Source organism: Pseudomonas fluorescens, from assembly GCF_902497855.1.
In the GTDB taxonomy this organism is placed as follows: domain Bacteria; phylum Pseudomonadota; class Gammaproteobacteria; order Pseudomonadales; family Pseudomonadaceae; genus Aquipseudomonas; species Aquipseudomonas fluorescens_BI.
Genome location: NZ_CABVHU010000003.1, coordinates 396,566 through 412,222, shown reverse-complemented (window position 1 = coordinate 412,222; position 15,657 = coordinate 396,566). Strand labels below are relative to the sequence as shown.

Genomic DNA, 15,657 nt, shown 5'->3' with positions numbered 1-15,657 from the left:
ATAGCATCACAAAACCATAAAACAGCCTTGCCAGATCCATTCGCGGGCAAGCCTGCTCCTACAGGTCATGTGTTGTTGATCAGGTGGTAGGTAGGATCACCTGCCCCAACCAGTCCATGAACACCCTGACCCGCAACGGCAAATGCCGTTGCCGAGCGTGCAACAGTGACACCCTCAGGGACGGTGCGTTGAACTGCGGCAATACCGCCACCAGCTCACCGCTGAGCAGGTGCGGCGTCATGCCTGCCCGTGGCGCCTGGATCAAACCGAAACCGCCCAGGCATGCCGACTCGTAACAATCGGTGCTGTTGACAGTGACGCTGCCCGCCATCGGCACTTGGTGGGACTGCCCGTCCATTTCGTAGACAAAACCTTCCGGGCGCGAACCCAGGACACCGACGTAATGCACCAGCCGATGGTGCGCCAGGTCTTCGAGTCGTTCAGGCACGCCATGGCGTTGCAGATAAGCCGGGCTGGCACAGTTGACCATGACAAAGTCGCACAAGTGGCGGGCGACCACCGATTGATCCGGCTGCGCGCCGACCCGCACCACGCAGTCAAAACCTTCGCCGAGCAAATCGACCCGGCGATCGGTGCTGCTGATTTCCAGCTCCAGGTTGGGATGCTGCGCCATGAATTCGGGCAGGCGCGGCATCACGACGCGACGGGCCAGAATATTCGGCATGTCGATGCGGATCCGTCCGGTGAGCGCTGCCGCATCCTGGCGAAACAGCCCCTCGATTTCGTCCATGTGCGACAGCAAGTCCTTGCTGCGTTCGTACAACACGATGCCGTCCTGGGTCGCCTGGACCTTACGCGTGGTGCGCTGCAGCAGGCGCGTGCCCAGCAGCGTTTCGAGGGCCTGGACGTGGTCGGAGACCGTAGACCTTGGCAAGCCCAGACTTTCACCGGCCAGGGTAAAACTCGACATCTCGCTGACACGCACAAAGGTGCGCAGCAGTTCCAGCTTGTTCATGGGTGGCCCTCTATTGTTCGGATTAACCGGCCAGTGATTCCGATTTAGCTCTGTTTATCACTGCGGGGCGGATAAATAAACTTCCTTCACACCATCGCTCACCGCCCTTGAGGAAGTCTTATGAACCGTAAAATCGCATTGATCACCGGCGCCAGCCGCGGCCTTGGCAAAAACGCAGCGCTGCATCTGGTCGCCCAGGGGGTCGACATCATCGGCACCTTCAACAGCCGCGCCGAAGAGGCGCAAGCCCTGGTGGCACAGATCGAAAGTCTCGGCGGTCGCGCCGCCATGCTGCAACTCGACGTTGGCCAGAGTGACGGCTTCGCGGCCTTCGCCACGCAGGTCGCCGATGTGTTGCAAAAGCATTTCGATCGTCAGCAGTTCGACTTTTTGATCAACAACGCTGGCATCGGCGTGAATGCGAGCTTCGTCGACACCACTGTCGCCCAGTTCGATTTGCTGATGAACATCCATCTGAAGGGCCCGTTTTTTCTGACGCAGACGCTGCTGCCGCTGCTGGCTGACGGTGGACGCATCCTCAATGTTTCCAGCGGCCTGACCCGCTTCAGCATGCCAGGTTATGGGGCCTACGCGGCCATGAAGGGGGCCATGGAAGTGCTGACGCGCTACCAGGCCAAGGAGTTGGGTGCACGTAACATTGCAGTCAATACCTTGGCACCCGGCGCTATCGAAACCGATTTCGGCGGCGGCACGGTGCGCGACAACGCACAAGTGAACACACTGGTCGCCAGCAATACTGCGCTGGGTCGCGTCGGGCAGCCGGACGACATCGGTGCGGCCATTGCGCTGTTGATGGCGCCGGGTGGCCAGTGGATCAACGGGCAGCGCATCGAGGCTTCGGGGGGAATGTTTTTGTAAGTAGACCGCCAGGATCAAAAGATCGCAGCCTGCGGCAGCGCCTTGTTGACCTGCGTACTAATGGTTTGTGGTCAACACCACACCCTGTAGGAGCCGGCTTGCCGGCGAAGGCGTCTTCGTGGGCGCTGTATGGCTCGAGGCCGCCTTCGCTGGCAAGCCAGCTCCTACAGGGGTTGGGTACATCCGCATCATGGTGGTTGTATTCGATCGGTGCAGGAGCTGCCGCAGGCTGCGATCTTTGCTTTATCCATCGTAAGACGTGCGCATGACCACTCGCTCACGCACCACGTCATACGCCCAGTGATAAACATAGGTATACGGCAGGAAAAACAGCAATACACCGATGTCCAGCAGGAACGCTTGCCACAGGCTGATATTCAGCCACCAGGCAATCAGCGGCACGCCGACGGCGACCAGCCCGCCTTCAAACAGCAAGGCATGCACGACCCGAACCCAGGCGTTGCGCACAAGGGCGAGACGGTTGAGCGCGCGATCGAACACGCCGTTGAAGACCACGTTCCAGGCCAGGGCCAATGCAGCGATGGCCAGGGTCGTCACGCCCATTTCCAGCATTGGTTTGTCCATGACCCAGGCGAGCAACGGGGTGCAGATCAACACCGCCAGCAGTTCGAAACCAATGGCCTGGAAAATACGTTCAGTGATGGATTTGTTGGCGTTCATGACCAGACTCCTGGGTGACTGTGGTTGCCATGGTCCGCCATCACACCGATACTTCATAACCAATAACCATCGATCAGGGCGATAGTTCATGGCCTCTCACGAAGTGTTGCTGGCATTCGTCCAGGCGGCGACGCAAGGCTCGTTCTCCGCGGCGGCGCGCAAGCTTGGCCGCAGTCAGTCGACCATCAGCGCGGCCGTGGCCAGCCTGGAGATCGACCTGAACCTGACCTTGTTCGATCGCAGCAGCCGCAAGCCCGGCCTGACCCCGGCCGGGCATGTGGTATTGCAGCGTGTCGAGGCGATTCTGGCAGCCACCAGCCGCCTGGAAATGACCGCCAGCCAATTGTCCCAAGGGGTCGAGGCGAAACTGACGGTGGCGCTGTCCGACACTTACCAGTCCGACCGGTTTGAAGCGGCACTCAGTACCTTCGAACAGCGTTATCCGGACCTGGAACTCGAATGCCTGATTGCCGAATGCGATGACCTGGTGGCACTGGTGCAAAGCGGTCGCGCCCACGTTGCCTTCGCCGAGCGGCAAGACAGCTACCCCCCGGACCTGGCCAGTTCGACGGTGGACGAACGCACGGAAATCGCGCTGTTCGTCGCCCCCGGGCATCCGTTGGCGGCGTTGGCAAAGGTGGATCAGGAGGTGCTGCAACAGCACCGCGAACTGCGTCTGGCGACCATCGTCAATCCCTATGAAAGCCGGGCGAAGGGGCGCGTCTGGTCGGCGCCGAGCTACCTGATGCTGCTGGAAATGGCCCAGGGCGGATTCGGCTGGGCGCCGTTGCCCCGGTGGTTGGTGGAACGCTTTGGCGCGGGGTCGTTGCGCGAGCTTCAGGTGCGTGGTTGGCCGAAGACCGTGTCGGTGGATGCGCTGTGGTCGCGGTTGAATCCGCCGGGGCCGGCGGGGAGTTGGTTGATCGGCAAGATGCTGGAGTAGCGGCGCGGCCATCGCGGGCAAGCCTCGCTCCTACAGGATCGAGCCCATCTTGTGATTGACCTGGCCCCGTAGGAGCGAGGCTTGCCCGCGAAGAGGCCCGCAAGATCACCTCACTCCCAACCCCTTGAGCCGCCCCTCGATAAACCGCCGCTCCGGCACCTGTTGCGTCAATTCAAGCGCCCGCTCATACGCCGCCCGCGCTTCATCCACCCGCCCCAACTGCCGACAAAACTCGGCCCGCGCCGAATGCGCCAAGTGGTAATCCAGCAGCTCACCGCGCTGCAAAATCCCTTCGATCAAGGTCAGCCCCGCCAACGGTCCATCCCGCTTGGCCAATGCCGCAGCCCGGTTCAGTTCGATCACCGGTGAAGGCATGGCGTGCAACAGCACGTCATACAGGCCGACAATCTGCGGCCAGTCCGTCTCCCCCGCCCTCGGCGCTTCGGCGTGTACCGCCGCGATCGCCGCCTGCAGGCAATACGGCCCGAAACGCCGGGTGGTCAGTGCCCGCTCCACCAGCGCGCAACCTTCGGCGATCATCCCGGCATCCCACAGCGAACGATCCTGTTCATCCAGCACAATCAGCTCGCCACTGGCCGAGGTCCTGGCCAGGCGCCGCGACTCGTGCAACAGCATCAACGCCAGCAGGCCCATCACCTCCGGTTCCGGCAGCAACTCGACCAGCAAGCGGCCGAGCCGTATCGCTTCGCGGGTCAACTCCTCACGGGTCAATTCGGCGCCGACGGACGCCGAATAACCTTCGTTGAATACCAGGTAAATCACCCGCAGCACGCTGTCGAGGCGTTCGGGCAATTCGGCCAGGGTCGGCACTTGATAGGGAATGTTCGCGTCACGGATTTTCGCTTTGGCCCTCACGATGCGCTGGGCAATGGTGGCCGGTGCCGAGAGGAAGGCCCGGGCGATTTCTTCGGTGGTCAGGTCGCAGACTTCCCGCAGGGTCAACGGCACCTGGGCGTCCGCCGCCAGTGCCGGGTGACAGCAGGTAAAGATCAGGCGCAGGCGGTCGTCTTCCACGTTTTCGTCACTCCAGTCGGCCTGCTCCAGCGCCTCCAGTTGCGCAATCAACAGTGGCCGGGACGCGTTGAAGCGCGCGCGCCGACGCAACACATCAATGGCCTTGAAGCGCCCGGTGGACACCAGCCAGGCCCGCGGATTGTCCGGCACACCGTCACGCTGCCAGCGCTCGACCGCGACGAAAAACGCCTCGTGCAAGGCCTCTTCGGCAAGATCGAAATCGCCGAGCAGGCGGATCAGGGTCGCCAGGATCCGCCGCGAGTCTTCACGGTAGACCTGTTCGACCCGAGCCGTAACCGCGACGTCAGGCATCAGCCCGGCAGGCCTTCGGTCATCGCTGACCCGACTTCGGCAGGTTGCTTGTTACAAGGTTGCGGGCTCATGCAGATCTCCTGTTTTTGATGAAGGTTCAGGGATTCAACTGGCGAACGGGGCGCACCTCGACACAGCCCACCCGGGCCGCCGGGATGTTGCCGGCGACCTGGAGGGCTTCATTGAGGTCCTTGGCATCGATCAGGTAGAAGCCGGCCAACTGCTCCTTGGTTTCGGCGAACGGGCCGTCGGTGATCGACATTTTCCCGTTGCGCATGCGCACCGTGGTCGCGGTCTGCACCGACTCCAGCGCTTCGGCCGCGAGCATCCGGCCACTGCCCTGGATCGACTCGGCGTAGGCCATGCATTCGGCATCTTTCGGGCTGTCGGGCTGCGAATGCAACTCGAGCTCGTTGCTGTAGACCAGGCATAGGTATTTCATGGACGCTCTCCGTTTCTTGAGGCTCTGCCCTAATCGAACTGATCAACTATGGCTGCAGATTGGCGTTATGGCGCTGTTTGCCGATCAACCGCCAGGCGATCAAGGTTCCAGATTGAACAGCGCCGTGCCGCTCGTCATGTCGAACGGGGCCGACCAGTGTTCGTGGACGATGCGCCATTGTCCGGCCTCGCGCCGATAACAGGCGGTCACGCGCATCCAGCAGGCCTGGGTTTCACCCTTGTCATTGGTGCCCCCGCAATGGGCCAGCCAGTGGGCGAAGGCGATGTGCTCGTCCGCCACGATGTTCATCTGGTCGAAGTCAAAGGTGTGCGCGCCCTGGCACATTTCCATGCACTCCAGCCAATGCGCGCGGTAAGCGGCCTTGCCCCGGAATTGCAGGGCCTTGACGGCGTCGTAGGAGACGATGTCGTCGGCATACAGGGCCATGATTTTCTCGACATCCTTGGCGATGACCGCCTGACGATAGGTGTCGATCAGGGTCTGGATCTCGTGGGTAGCGTTCATGGTGGTTCTCCGTGGTTTTTGTTGGAAGACACCCTTTGTCGTCTGGCAATACGCCAAATCGACAACCGAAATAAAAATAATCCATCGGCACAAACTCGTTAGAATCTGAAACATCTTGGTAATGGAAAAAGGATACTCCAGTGACAGCCAGACTCGTGCCTTACGAAAGCCTGAACGCGCTCCAGCGCCGGCAGGTCGAGGCCATTGAAGTGCATAAAGAACAAATCAGGTTCTCCGGCGACATCCATGGTGCGTTGCACACCTTGCTGTCAAAGCCCGGCCCCGGGGTCAAGGGATTTGCCCTGCTGGCCGAGGATATTCCCGTGGCTTTTCTACTGCTCAAACGCCCGCCGGTACTACCCGCCTGGGCCGACGAACACAGCGCGACCCTGCATGCATTGCAAGTGGATCACCGCGTTCAGGGCAAGGGTTACGGCAAGACTTGCCTGCAGGCATTGCCCGAGGTGGCGCGCCAGGCCTGGCCGGAGATCAAGGGGCTGGAATTGTCAGTGGATGCCGACAACGTGTCGGCCATCGCGCTTTACGCAAAATTCGGCTGGGTCGACAGCGGCGAGGCCTATAAGGGCCGGATCGGTTACGAGCGGCGGATGGGACTGATGTTCTGACCCTTTCAGCACGTGCGCTGCAGCCAGGCGGCAGCAAGATCACTGAGGCAAATCCAACGCAATGCCGATCACGCCGACGCCACACTCATTCAAACTCGACACAAAATCCCTACAAAATACCGGGTTCGCCCGCTGTCATCCTTAAGAGTCTACGTATATAAAAGCATCCCGTTGCGACGACGCGAGCACAGAACGGAGTATCACCCCCTGCCAAGCATTGTCAGAACCGGACTCATTTGTTCATTTTGTTTTATTTGCACAGACTCGGGCTCAAGCGCAGCATATCCAACCCTGTATCGGCCCAACGCTCGGCTTCGGCGTGCAGTTCAAAACTGTCGGGGGCCAACAGCCACTGGTACAGGATGCCATCGATGTAGGCATGCAGGCTGATGGCGGCACGGGCGGTGTCGAGGTTTTCCGGCAACTGTCCCCGATTCACTGCATTACTCAGGGCCAGGGCGATCCGCACATTGCAATCGAGACTGGCCGCGCGGCGCTGCTGGCGCAGGTCGCACATTTCATCGGTGAATTCGCACTTATGAAACAGAATCTCATTGAGGCGTCGGGTTTTCGGGTCCAGCGCAACCTGATGAAACAAATGAATCAACAGCTTGCGCATGCAGCCCAGCGGGTCAGGTTCATCTGCGCTTTCGCTGGCCTTGGCCATCTCGTCCAGCGGCTCATGCAAGCTGTCGAGCATGGCCTGTACCACGGCCGCCTTGTTGCTGAAATGCCAATAGATGGCCCCGCGCGTGACGCCGGCCAGGGTCGCGATTTCCGCCAGTGTCGTGCGCGCCACGCCCCGCTCGAAAAAGGCTTTTTCGGCCGCTTCGAGTATCTGGCTACGGGTTTCTTGAGCTTCCTCTTTGGTACGACGGACCATGGCAGTACAACCTCAATCAGGATGCTTCAGCGATGTCTGAATATCAGCTGAATAAAAGTGAGGCGAGCGCTCTCAGGCGTCGTCCCCGGCCTACAATTCGAACCCTTGAACAATCTGTGTAACGTCAAGGTGACACGGTTCAGCTATTTACAAACAACCATGAACGTAAGTATATTACTTAGCAAGCTACTTATCCACTCAGCGCAAAATTTTTACCTTTCCACCTTTCGAGTGCGCACTGTGCGCGCCTGACCCGAGGATTTTCATGCAATTCAAGCCAGCTGTTACCGCTCTGGTCACCGCCGTCGCCTTGGCAACACTGCTTAGCGGATGCAAAAAGGAAGAGGCCGCGCCTGTTGCACCGCCCCCTCAGGTCGGCGTCGTAACCCTGCAACCACAAGCCTTCACCCTGACATCCGAACTGCCGGGCCGCACCAGCGCGTTCCGCATCGCCGAAGTTCGCCCGCAGGTCAACGGCATCATTCTCAAGCGCCTGTTCAAGGAAGGCGGCGACGTCAAGGCCGGCCAGCAGCTGTATCAGATCGATCCGGCCGTTTATGAAGCCACCCTGAAAAGCGCCCAGGCGAACCTGCAACAGACCAAGTCGATCTCTGATCGTTACCAGCAACTGGTCAAGGAGCAGGCTGTCAGCCGCCAGGAATACGACACGGCCCTGGCCAACCGGCTGCAAGCGGAAGCGAGCATGCAAACCGCCCAGATCAATGTGCGCTACACCAAGGTGTACGCGCCGATCTCCGGCCGCATCGGCCGCTCTTCGGTGACCGAAGGCGCGCTGGTGACCAATGGCCAGGCCGATGCCATGGCCGTGATCCAGCAGCTCGACCCGATTTACGTCGACGTGACCCAGTCGTCCGTGGAGCTGCTCGAGCTGCGCCGCGAACTGGAAAGCGGTCGCCTGCAAAAGGCTGGCGACACCGCCGCGGCGGTCAAGCTGACCCTCGAAGACGGCAGCGAGTACAAACAGCCGGGCAAGCTCGAGTTCTCCGAAGTCTCGGTTGACCAGACCACCGGTTCCGTGACCTTGCGTGCGGTGTTCCCCAACCCTGACCACACCCTGCTGCCGGGCATGTTCGTTCACGCCCAGCTGCAGGCCGGCGTGAACAGCGCGGCGATCCTTGCGCCACAACAAGGCGTGACCCGCGACCTCAAGGGCAGCCCGACCGCGCTGGTCGTCGGCCCGGACAACAAGGTCGAACTGCGTCAGCTCAAGGCCAGCCGCACGGTGGGCAGCCAATGGCTGATCGAAGACGGTCTGAAGGCCGGCGATCGACTGATCACCGAAGGGCTGCAATACGTCAAGCCTGGCATTGAAGTCAAAGCCACTGAAGCGACTAACGTTGGCGCAAAGAACCCGGTCCCCGCACAGGTAGCTGACCAGGCTGCCAGCGGCAAAGGGGAGTAAACCATGTCGAAATTTTTTATCGACCGTCCGATTTTCGCCTGGGTAATAGCCCTGGTGATCATGCTGGTCGGGGCACTCTCGATCCTCAAACTGCCGATCAACCAGTACCCGAGCATCGCGCCTCCGGCCATTGCGATCCAGGTGACCTACCCGGGCGCGTCCGCACAAACCGTGCAGGACACCGTGGTGCAGGTGATCGAACAACAGCTCAACGGTATCGATAACCTGCGTTATGTCTCCTCGGAAAGTAACTCCGACGGCAGCATGACCATTACCGCGACCTTCGAGCAGGGCACCAACTCCGATACTGCGCAGGTTCAGGTGCAGAACAAACTGAACCTGGCCACCCCGCTGCTGCCGCAAGAAGTGCAGCAACAGGGGATCCGCGTGACCAAGGCAGTAAAAAACTTCCTGCTGGTGATCGGTGTGGTGTCGCGTGACGGCAGCATGACCAAGGACGACCTGTCCAACTACATCGTGTCGAACATGCAGGATCCGATCTCGCGGACCGCCGGTGTCGGTGACTTCCAGGTCTTCGGTGCCCAGTACGCGATGCGGATCTGGCTCGACCCGGCCAAGCTCAACAACTACAACCTGACCCCGGTGGACGTGAAAACCGCCATCGCGGCGCAGAACGTCCAGGTGTCGTCCGGTCAACTCGGCGGCCTGCCAGCGGTCGCCGGCCAACAGCTGAACGCGACGATCATCGGCAAGACCCGTCTGCAGACGGCCGAGCAGTTCAAGGCGATCCTGCTCAAGGTCAACAAGGACGGCTCGCAAGTGCGCGTCGGCGACGTCGCGGATGTCGGCCTGGGGGGTGAGAACTATGCGATCAGCGCCCAGTTCAACGGCAGCCCGGCCTCCGGTCTGGCGGTGAAACTGGCCAACGGTGCCAACGCCCTCGATACGGCCAAAGCCCTGCGCAAGACCATCGACACCCTCAAGCCATTCTTCCCGCAAGGCATGGAAGTGGTGTTCCCGTACGACACCACGCCGGTGGTGACCGAATCGATCAAGGGCGTGGTTGAAACCCTGGTCGAAGCGGTCGTGCTGGTGTTCCTGGTGATGTTCCTGTTCCTGCAGAACTTCCGCGCCACCGTCATCACCACGATGACGGTCCCGGTGGTGTTGCTGGGTACCTTCGGGATCCTCGCGGCATTTGGTTTCAGCATCAACACCCTGACCATGTTCGGCATGGTGCTGGCCATCGGCTTGCTGGTGGACGACGCCATCGTCGTGGTGGAAAACGTCGAACGGGTCATGAGCGAAGAAGGCCTGTCACCCAAGGAGGCCACGAAGAAATCCATGGGGCAGATCCAGGGTGCGCTGGTCGGCATCGCCCTGGTGCTGTCGGCGGTACTGCTGCCGATGGCGTTCTTCAGCGGCTCCACCGGTGTGATCTACAAGCAGTTCTCGATCACCATCGTCTCGGCCATGGCCTTGTCGGTACTGGTCGCGCTGATCTTCACCCCGGCCCTGTGCGCCACCATGCTCAAGCCGATTCCCAAAGGCGAGCACGGCACGCCCAAACGCGGCTTCTTCGGCTGGTTCAACCGCAATTTCGACCGTGGTGTCAGGAGCTACGAGCGTGGCGTGGGCAATATGCTCTCGAACAAGGCGCCCTACCTGCTGGCCTACCTCGTCATCCTGGTCGGCATGATCTGGCTGTTCACTCGGATTCCAACGGCGTTCCTGCCGGAAGAAGACCAGGGCGTGCTGTTTGCCCAGGTGCAGACCCCCGCCGGCTCCAGTGCCCAGCGCACGCAGGTGGTGGTGGACGAGATGCGTGAATTCCTGCTGCGTCCGAGCAAGGACGGCGGCGAAGGCGATGCGGTGGCCTCGGTGTTTACCGTGACCGGCTTCAACTTCGCCGGTCGTGGCCAGAGCTCGGGCATGGCGTTCATCATGCTTAAACCCTGGGGCGAGCGTAACGCCGACAACAGCGTGTTCAAGCTGGCGGCGCGAGCCCAGCAGCACTTCTTCACCTTCCGTGATGCCATGGTGTTTGCTTTTGCACCACCGGCGGTACTCGAACTGGGTAACGCCACCGGTTTCGACGTGTTCCTCCAGGACCGCGCCGGTATCGGTCACGACAAGCTGATGGAAGCGCGCAACCAGTTCCTCGGCCTGGCGGCGCAAAGCAAGGTCCTCTCGCAAGTGCGTCCCAACGGTCTGAACGACGAGCCGCAATACCAGCTGGAAATCGATGACGAGAAGGCCAGCGCCTTGGGCGTGACCCTCACCGATATCAACAACACCTTGTCGATTGCCCTCGGCAGTAGCTACGTGAACGACTTCATCGACCGCGGTCGGGTGAAGAAGGTCTATCTGCAAGGCGAGCCAGGTGCGCGCATGAGTCCCGAGGACGTGAAGAAGTGGTATGTGCGCAATAGCGCCGGGACCATGGTGCCGTTCTCGGCCTTCGCCAAGGGTGAGTGGATCTACGGTGCGCCGAAGCTGTCGCGTTACAACGGCGTGGAAGCGATGGAAATCCTCGGTGCTCCGGCGCCCGGCTATTCCACCGGTGAAGCCATGGCCGAAGTCGAAGCCCTGGCCAAGAAACTGCCGGCCGGTGTCGGTATTTCCTGGACCGGCCTGTCGTACGAGGAACGCCTGTCCGGCTCGCAAGCGCCGGCGCTGTACGCGTTGTCGCTGCTGATGGTGTTCCTGTGCCTGGCGGCGTTGTATGAAAGCTGGTCGATCCCGATCGCGGTGATGCTGGTGGTGCCGTTGGGCATCATCGGGGCGCTGATGGCGACCAGCCTGCGCGGCCTGTCCAACGACGTGTACTTCCAGGTGGGCCTGTTGACGACCATCGGTCTGGCGGCGAAAAACGCCATCCTGATCGTCGAATTCGCCAAGGAACTGCATGAACAGGGGCGTAGCCTGCGCGATGCAGCGATCGAAGCCTGCCGGATGCGTTTGCGACCGATCATCATGACCTCGCTCGCCTTCGTCCTCGGTGTGGTACCGCTGGCCATTTCCACGGGGGCAGGTTCGGGTAGCCAACATGCGATCGGTACCGGGGTAATCGGCGGTATGATCACGGCCACGGTCCTGGCGATCTTCTGGGTCCCCCTGTTTTTCGTCACTGTGTCGGCCATGGGGCAGCGCAAGACCGCTGACCAGGATGACGCTCTTGAACCTTCTAAAGAGGCTGGCTAATGAGCAAGTCGCTACTCTCCATCGCAATCGCGGCCCTCGTGCTGAGCGGTTGCTCACTGATACCGGATTATCAGCGGCCGGACGCGCCGGTGGCGGGCGAGTATCCGCAGGGCCCGGCGTACTCGCCGGCCCAGGCACCGGCCCAGGCCGCCGCCGAACAGGGCTGGAAACAGTTTTTCCATGACCCGGCCCTGCAGCAGCTGATCCAGGTCGCCCTGGAAAACAACCGCGACCTGCGGGTCGCGGCGTTGAACATCGATGCCTTCGCGGCGCAGTACCGCATCCAGCGTGCGGATCTGTTCCCGGCGGTGTCGGCCAATGGCACCGGCAGCCGTCAACGGGTCCCGGCACGGGCCTCGCAGACCGGCGAAGCGGGCATCACCAGTTCCTACTCGGCCACGGTCGGCATCAGTGCTTATGAACTGGACCTGTTCGGTCGGGTTCGCAGCCTGAGCGAAGAAGCCCTGCAGCAATACTTCGCCACTGAAGAAGGCCGCCGCAGCACGCAGATCAGTCTGGTGGCCAACGTCGCCAATGCCTACCTGACCTGGCAGGCCGACAAGGAGCTGCGCAAACTGACCCAGGACACCCTCGGTGCATTCGAGGAGAGCCTGAAGCTCACCGCCCGCAGCAACGAAGTCGGTGTGGCCTCGGCCCTGGACCTGGCGCAGTCGCGTACCTCGGTGGAAAACGCCCGGGCGCAACTGGCCCGGTATACCCGCCAGGTCGCGCAGGATGAAAACAGCCTGGTGTTGCTGCTCGGCACCGGTATCCCGGCCAACCTGCAAACCGCCAAGCCGCTGTCCGACGAACTGCTGAGCGACGTTCCGCCCGGCCTGCCGTCGGACTTGCTGCAACGTCGTCCGGACATCCTCCAGGCCGAATACAACCTCAAGGCGGCCAATGCCAACATCGGCGCGGCGCGGGCTGCATTCTTCCCGAGCATCAGCCTGACGGCCAATGCCGGCTCCCTGAGCCCGGACCTGTCCGGCCTGTTCAAGGGCGGTTCGGGCACCTGGCTGTTCCAGCCGCAGATCAACCTGCCGATCTTCAACGCCGGCAGCCTGCGCGCCAGCCTGGATTACTCGAAAATCCAGAAAGACATCGGCGTGGCGAACTACGAGAAGTCCATTCAAACGGCCTTCCAGGAAGTCGCCGATGGCCTGGCCGCGCGCCAGACCTACACCGAGCAATTGCAGGCCCAGCGTGATTTCGTCACCGCCAACCAGGACTACTACCGTCTGGCCGAGCGTCGTTATCGCATTGGTGTCGACAGCAACCTGACCTTCCTCGATGCCCAGCGTCAGCTGTTCAGTGCCCAACAGGCGCTGATCACCGACCGTTTGGCGCAGCTGACCAGTGCCGTCAATTTGTACAAGGCACTGGGCGGTGGCTGGAATGAGCAGACCGCCAGAGTCGAGCCGCAGAAAGAAGAAGCGCCGAAGCTGAAGTTGTTCTGATCGCGTGGTAAAAAACTTGAAGCCCACCTTTTGGTGGGCTTTTTGTTGGCGCAGGGAAAGTTGAGTTGGTCATGCCTGCTCGCGAAGAGGCCAGTGCAAGCAACACATAAACCTCAGTCAATCTTGCGTTCGATTATCGCCCAAAACCCGTTTTTCCTGATTGAACTATCTAGTCCATTCACCGCACCATTCGCCACACAAGACCAATAACAACAGGTTCGACACCATGTCCCAGCGCCCTGCCCTCTCCGGCTGATCCCGCATCGTTTGCGTATTCGAATCGTTTGACTGCAACCCCAGGTTGCGGCATCGCCCCGTTTCATCCCCAAGAATCAGAGAGACCCGAGCCCATGACGCCTTCCACCGCGCAGTATTTTTTTCCCAGCCTGATCGCCATCGCGCTGGCCGGTACGGCGCTGCCCGCCGCGGCCGAGGAATCGGGTTTTGTCGAAGGGGCCAAGGTCAACCTGAACCTGCGCAACTTCTACATCAACCGCAACTTCACCAACCCGACCCGGGCGCAGGGCAAGGCTGAAGAGTGGACGCAAAGCTTCATCCTCGACGCAAAATCCGGGTTTACCCAAGGCACGGTCGGGTTCGGTATGGATGTGCTGGGGCTGTATTCGGTGAAACTCGACGGCGGCAAAGGCACCGGTGGCACGCAGTTGCTACCGCTGGACCATGACGGTCGTCCTGCGGACAACTTCGGGCGCACCAACGTGGCGTTCAAGGCCAAGCTATCCCAGACCGAGGTGAAGGTCGGCGAATGGATGCCGGTGCTGCCGATCCTGCGCTCCGACGACGGTCGCTCCCTGCCGCAGACCTTCCGTGGCGGCCAGATCACCTCGAAGGAAATCAATGGCCTGACCCTCTACGGCGGCCAGTTCCGCGCCAACAGCCCGCGGGACGACAGCAGCATGAGCGACATGTCGATGACCGGCCAGGCCGCATTCACCTCCGACCGTTTCAACTTCCAGGGCGGCGAATACCTGTTCAACGACACGCGCACCCAGGTCGGCCTGTGGAACGCCGAACTCAAGGACATCTACAGCCAGCAATACCTGAATGTGACCCACAGCCAGCCCATCGGCGACTGGACCCTGGGCGCCAACCTCGGCTTCTTCTACGGCAAGGATGACGGCAGTGCCCGGGCCGGCGAACTGGACAACAAGACCTGGTCCGGCCTGTTTTCCGCCAAGTACGGCGGCCACACTTTCTACGTCGGCCTGCAAAAGCTCACTGGCGACAATGCCTGGATGCGGGTCAACGGCACCAGCGGCGGCACCCTGGCCAACGACAGCTATAACGCCAGCTATGACAACGCCAAGGAGAAGTCCTGGCAACTGCGCCACGACTACAACTTCGTCGCGCTCGGCATGCCGGGCCTGACCCTGATGAACCGCTACATCAGTGGTGACAATGTGCACACCGGTACCGTTACCGATGGCAAGGAATGGGGGCGCGAATCAGAACTGGCTTACACCATACAAAGCGGAACGTTCAAGGACCTGAACGTCAAATGGCGCAACTCGACCATTCGCCGGGATTTCAGCAATAACGAGTTCGACGAGAACCGGTTGATCGTCAGCTATCCGATCAACCTGTTGTAAACAGGGGATCATCAGTGGACTCAAAATCGCCGGCCGACACCGATTCAGTGTAGGAGCCGGCTTGCCGGCGAAGGCGGTTTGACATTCAACGGAGATGTTGACTGTCAGACCGATTTCGCTGGCAAGCCAGCTCCTACAGGGGATCAGCAGTGAACTCAGAACCGGTGGACGACACCAATACCGTGTAGGAGCCGGCTTGCCGGCGAAGGCGGTTTGACATTCAACGGAGATGTTGACTGTCAGACCGATTTCGCTGGCAAGCCAGCTCCTACAGGGGATCAGCAGTGAACTCAGAACCGGTGGACGACACCAATACCGTGTAGGAGCCGGCTTGCCGGCGAAGGCGGTTTGACATTCAACGGAGATGTTGACTGTCAGACCGATTTCGCTGGCAAGCCAGCTCCTACAGGGGATCAGCAGTGAACTCAGAACCGGTGGACGACACCAATACCGTGTAGGAGCCGGCTTGCCGGCGAAGGCGGTTTGACATTCAACGGAGATGTTGACTGTCAGACCGATTTCGCTGGCAAGCCAGCTCCTACAGGGGATCAGCAGTGAACTCAGAACCGGTGGACGACACCAATACCGTGTAGGAGCCGGCTTGCCGGCGAAGGCGGTTTGACATTCAACGGAGATGTTGACTGTCAGATCGATTTCGCTGGCAAGCCAGCTCCTACAGGGGATCCTCGGTGAACAC

General features: G+C 60.9%; 13 protein-coding genes. 7 read left to right on the top strand and 6 right to left on the bottom strand.

The window, feature by feature from the left end:
* Positions 1–79 precede the first annotated feature (79 nt).
* A complete protein-coding gene (locus F8N96_RS09525) occupies positions 80–976 on the bottom strand; it encodes a LysR family transcriptional regulator (RefSeq protein ID WP_150797566.1) in 897 nt (298 codons plus the stop codon).
* Between the two features lie 120 nt (positions 977–1,096).
* Here F8N96_RS09525 and F8N96_RS09520 point away from each other — a divergent pair, with 120 nt between their 5' ends.
* Entirely contained in the window at positions 1,097–1,855 is a 759-nt protein-coding gene (locus tag F8N96_RS09520; protein ID WP_150797565.1) for an SDR family NAD(P)-dependent oxidoreductase, read from the top strand.
* Between the two features lie 243 nt (positions 1,856–2,098).
* On the opposite strand, the gene F8N96_RS09515 is transcribed toward F8N96_RS09520, so the two are convergent.
* On the bottom strand, positions 2,099–2,536 hold the full coding sequence (locus F8N96_RS09515) for a multidrug/biocide efflux PACE transporter (RefSeq protein ID WP_150797564.1): 438 nt from the start codon (positions 2,534–2,536) through the stop codon (positions 2,099–2,101).
* 88 nt (positions 2,537–2,624) lie between these two features.
* On the opposite strand from F8N96_RS09515, the gene F8N96_RS09510 reads away from it, so the two are divergent.
* Positions 2,625–3,479 carry a LysR family transcriptional regulator gene (locus tag F8N96_RS09510; RefSeq protein ID WP_150797563.1) on the top strand — a complete coding sequence of 285 codons (855 nt, stop codon included), beginning with the start codon at positions 2,625–2,627 and terminating at the stop codon, positions 3,477–3,479.
* A gap of 105 nt (positions 3,480–3,584) precedes the next feature.
* Here F8N96_RS09510 and F8N96_RS09505 read toward each other — a convergent pair whose 3' ends face one another.
* The 3 genes from F8N96_RS09505 to F8N96_RS09495 form a co-directional block, all read right to left on the bottom strand.
* Complete coding sequence (locus F8N96_RS09505) at positions 3,585–4,826, bottom strand: RNA polymerase sigma factor (protein WP_150797562.1); 1,242 nt, start codon at positions 4,824–4,826, stop codon at positions 3,585–3,587.
* Between the two features lie 97 nt (positions 4,827–4,923).
* Complete coding sequence (locus F8N96_RS09500; RefSeq protein ID WP_150767723.1) at positions 4,924–5,268, bottom strand: YciI family protein; 345 nt, start codon at positions 5,266–5,268, stop codon at positions 4,924–4,926.
* 99 nt (positions 5,269–5,367) lie between these two features.
* Positions 5,368–5,793, bottom strand: coding sequence for a YybH family protein (locus F8N96_RS09495; protein ID WP_150797561.1), 426 nt, complete (start codon positions 5,791–5,793; stop codon positions 5,368–5,370).
* A gap of 140 nt (positions 5,794–5,933) precedes the next feature.
* Between F8N96_RS09495 and F8N96_RS09490 the strand changes: the two genes are divergently transcribed.
* Positions 5,934–6,419, top strand: a complete 486-nt coding sequence (locus tag F8N96_RS09490) for a GNAT family N-acetyltransferase (protein WP_150797560.1) — start codon at positions 5,934–5,936, stop codon at positions 6,417–6,419.
* A gap of 250 nt (positions 6,420–6,669) precedes the next feature.
* On the opposite strand, the gene emhR is transcribed toward F8N96_RS09490, so the two are convergent.
* Positions 6,670–7,302: an efflux system transcriptional repressor EmhR gene (gene emhR / locus F8N96_RS09485; RefSeq protein ID WP_150797559.1), complete on the bottom strand. Its 633-nt coding sequence runs from the start codon at positions 7,300–7,302 to the stop codon at positions 6,670–6,672.
* 265 nt (positions 7,303–7,567) lie between these two features.
* Here emhR and F8N96_RS09480 point away from each other — a divergent pair, with 265 nt between their 5' ends.
* The 4 genes from F8N96_RS09480 to F8N96_RS09465 all read left to right on the top strand — a co-directional run bounded on the left by F8N96_RS09480 (position 7,568) and on the right by F8N96_RS09465 (position 14,960).
* Entirely contained in the window at positions 7,568–8,725 is a 1,158-nt protein-coding gene (locus F8N96_RS09480) for an efflux RND transporter periplasmic adaptor subunit (protein ID WP_150797558.1), read from the top strand.
* Between the two features lie 3 nt (positions 8,726–8,728).
* Complete coding sequence (emhB, locus tag F8N96_RS09475) at positions 8,729–11,890, top strand: efflux RND transporter permease subunit EmhB (RefSeq protein ID WP_150797557.1); 3,162 nt, start codon at positions 8,729–8,731, stop codon at positions 11,888–11,890.
* The gene (emhC, locus tag F8N96_RS09470) at positions 11,890–13,350 is read left to right on the top strand and encodes an efflux RND transporter outer membrane subunit EmhC (RefSeq protein WP_150797556.1); all 1,461 of its coding nucleotides are present in this window, start codon (positions 11,890–11,892) and stop codon (positions 13,348–13,350) included. The genes emhB and emhC overlap by 1 nt, the downstream gene beginning before the upstream one ends.
* Before the next feature lie 350 nt (positions 13,351–13,700).
* On the top strand, positions 13,701–14,960 hold the full coding sequence (locus F8N96_RS09465; protein WP_150797555.1) for an OprD family porin: 1,260 nt from the start codon (positions 13,701–13,703) through the stop codon (positions 14,958–14,960).
* Positions 14,961–15,657: the final 697 nt, after the last annotated feature.

What these genes read in the sequence shown, in the direction of transcription:
- F8N96_RS09495 (WP_150797561.1), bottom strand. Translation starts at nt 5,793, where the DNA reads ATGAACGCTACCCACGAGATCCAGACCCTGATCGACACCTATCGTCAG.
- emhC (WP_150797556.1), top strand. Translation starts at nt 11,890, where the DNA reads ATGAGCAAGTCGCTACTCTCCATCGCAATCGCGGCCCTCGTGCTGAGC.
- emhR (WP_150797559.1), bottom strand. Translation starts at nt 7,302, where the DNA reads ATGGTCCGTCGTACCAAAGAGGAAGCTCAAGAAACCCGTAGCCAGATA.
- F8N96_RS09510 (WP_150797563.1), top strand. Translation starts at nt 2,625, where the DNA reads ATGGCCTCTCACGAAGTGTTGCTGGCATTCGTCCAGGCGGCGACGCAA.
- F8N96_RS09500 (WP_150767723.1), bottom strand. Translation starts at nt 5,268, where the DNA reads ATGAAATACCTATGCCTGGTCTACAGCAACGAGCTCGAGTTGCATTCG.
- F8N96_RS09465 (WP_150797555.1), top strand. Translation starts at nt 13,701, where the DNA reads ATGACGCCTTCCACCGCGCAGTATTTTTTTCCCAGCCTGATCGCCATC.
- F8N96_RS09520 (WP_150797565.1), top strand. Translation starts at nt 1,097, where the DNA reads ATGAACCGTAAAATCGCATTGATCACCGGCGCCAGCCGCGGCCTTGGC.
- F8N96_RS09515 (WP_150797564.1), bottom strand. Translation starts at nt 2,536, where the DNA reads ATGAACGCCAACAAATCCATCACTGAACGTATTTTCCAGGCCATTGGT.
- F8N96_RS09525 (WP_150797566.1), bottom strand. Translation starts at nt 976, where the DNA reads ATGAACAAGCTGGAACTGCTGCGCACCTTTGTGCGTGTCAGCGAGATG.
- F8N96_RS09480 (WP_150797558.1), top strand. Translation starts at nt 7,568, where the DNA reads ATGCAATTCAAGCCAGCTGTTACCGCTCTGGTCACCGCCGTCGCCTTG.
- F8N96_RS09505 (WP_150797562.1), bottom strand. Translation starts at nt 4,826, where the DNA reads ATGCCTGACGTCGCGGTTACGGCTCGGGTCGAACAGGTCTACCGTGAA.
- emhB (WP_150797557.1), top strand. Translation starts at nt 8,729, where the DNA reads ATGTCGAAATTTTTTATCGACCGTCCGATTTTCGCCTGGGTAATAGCC.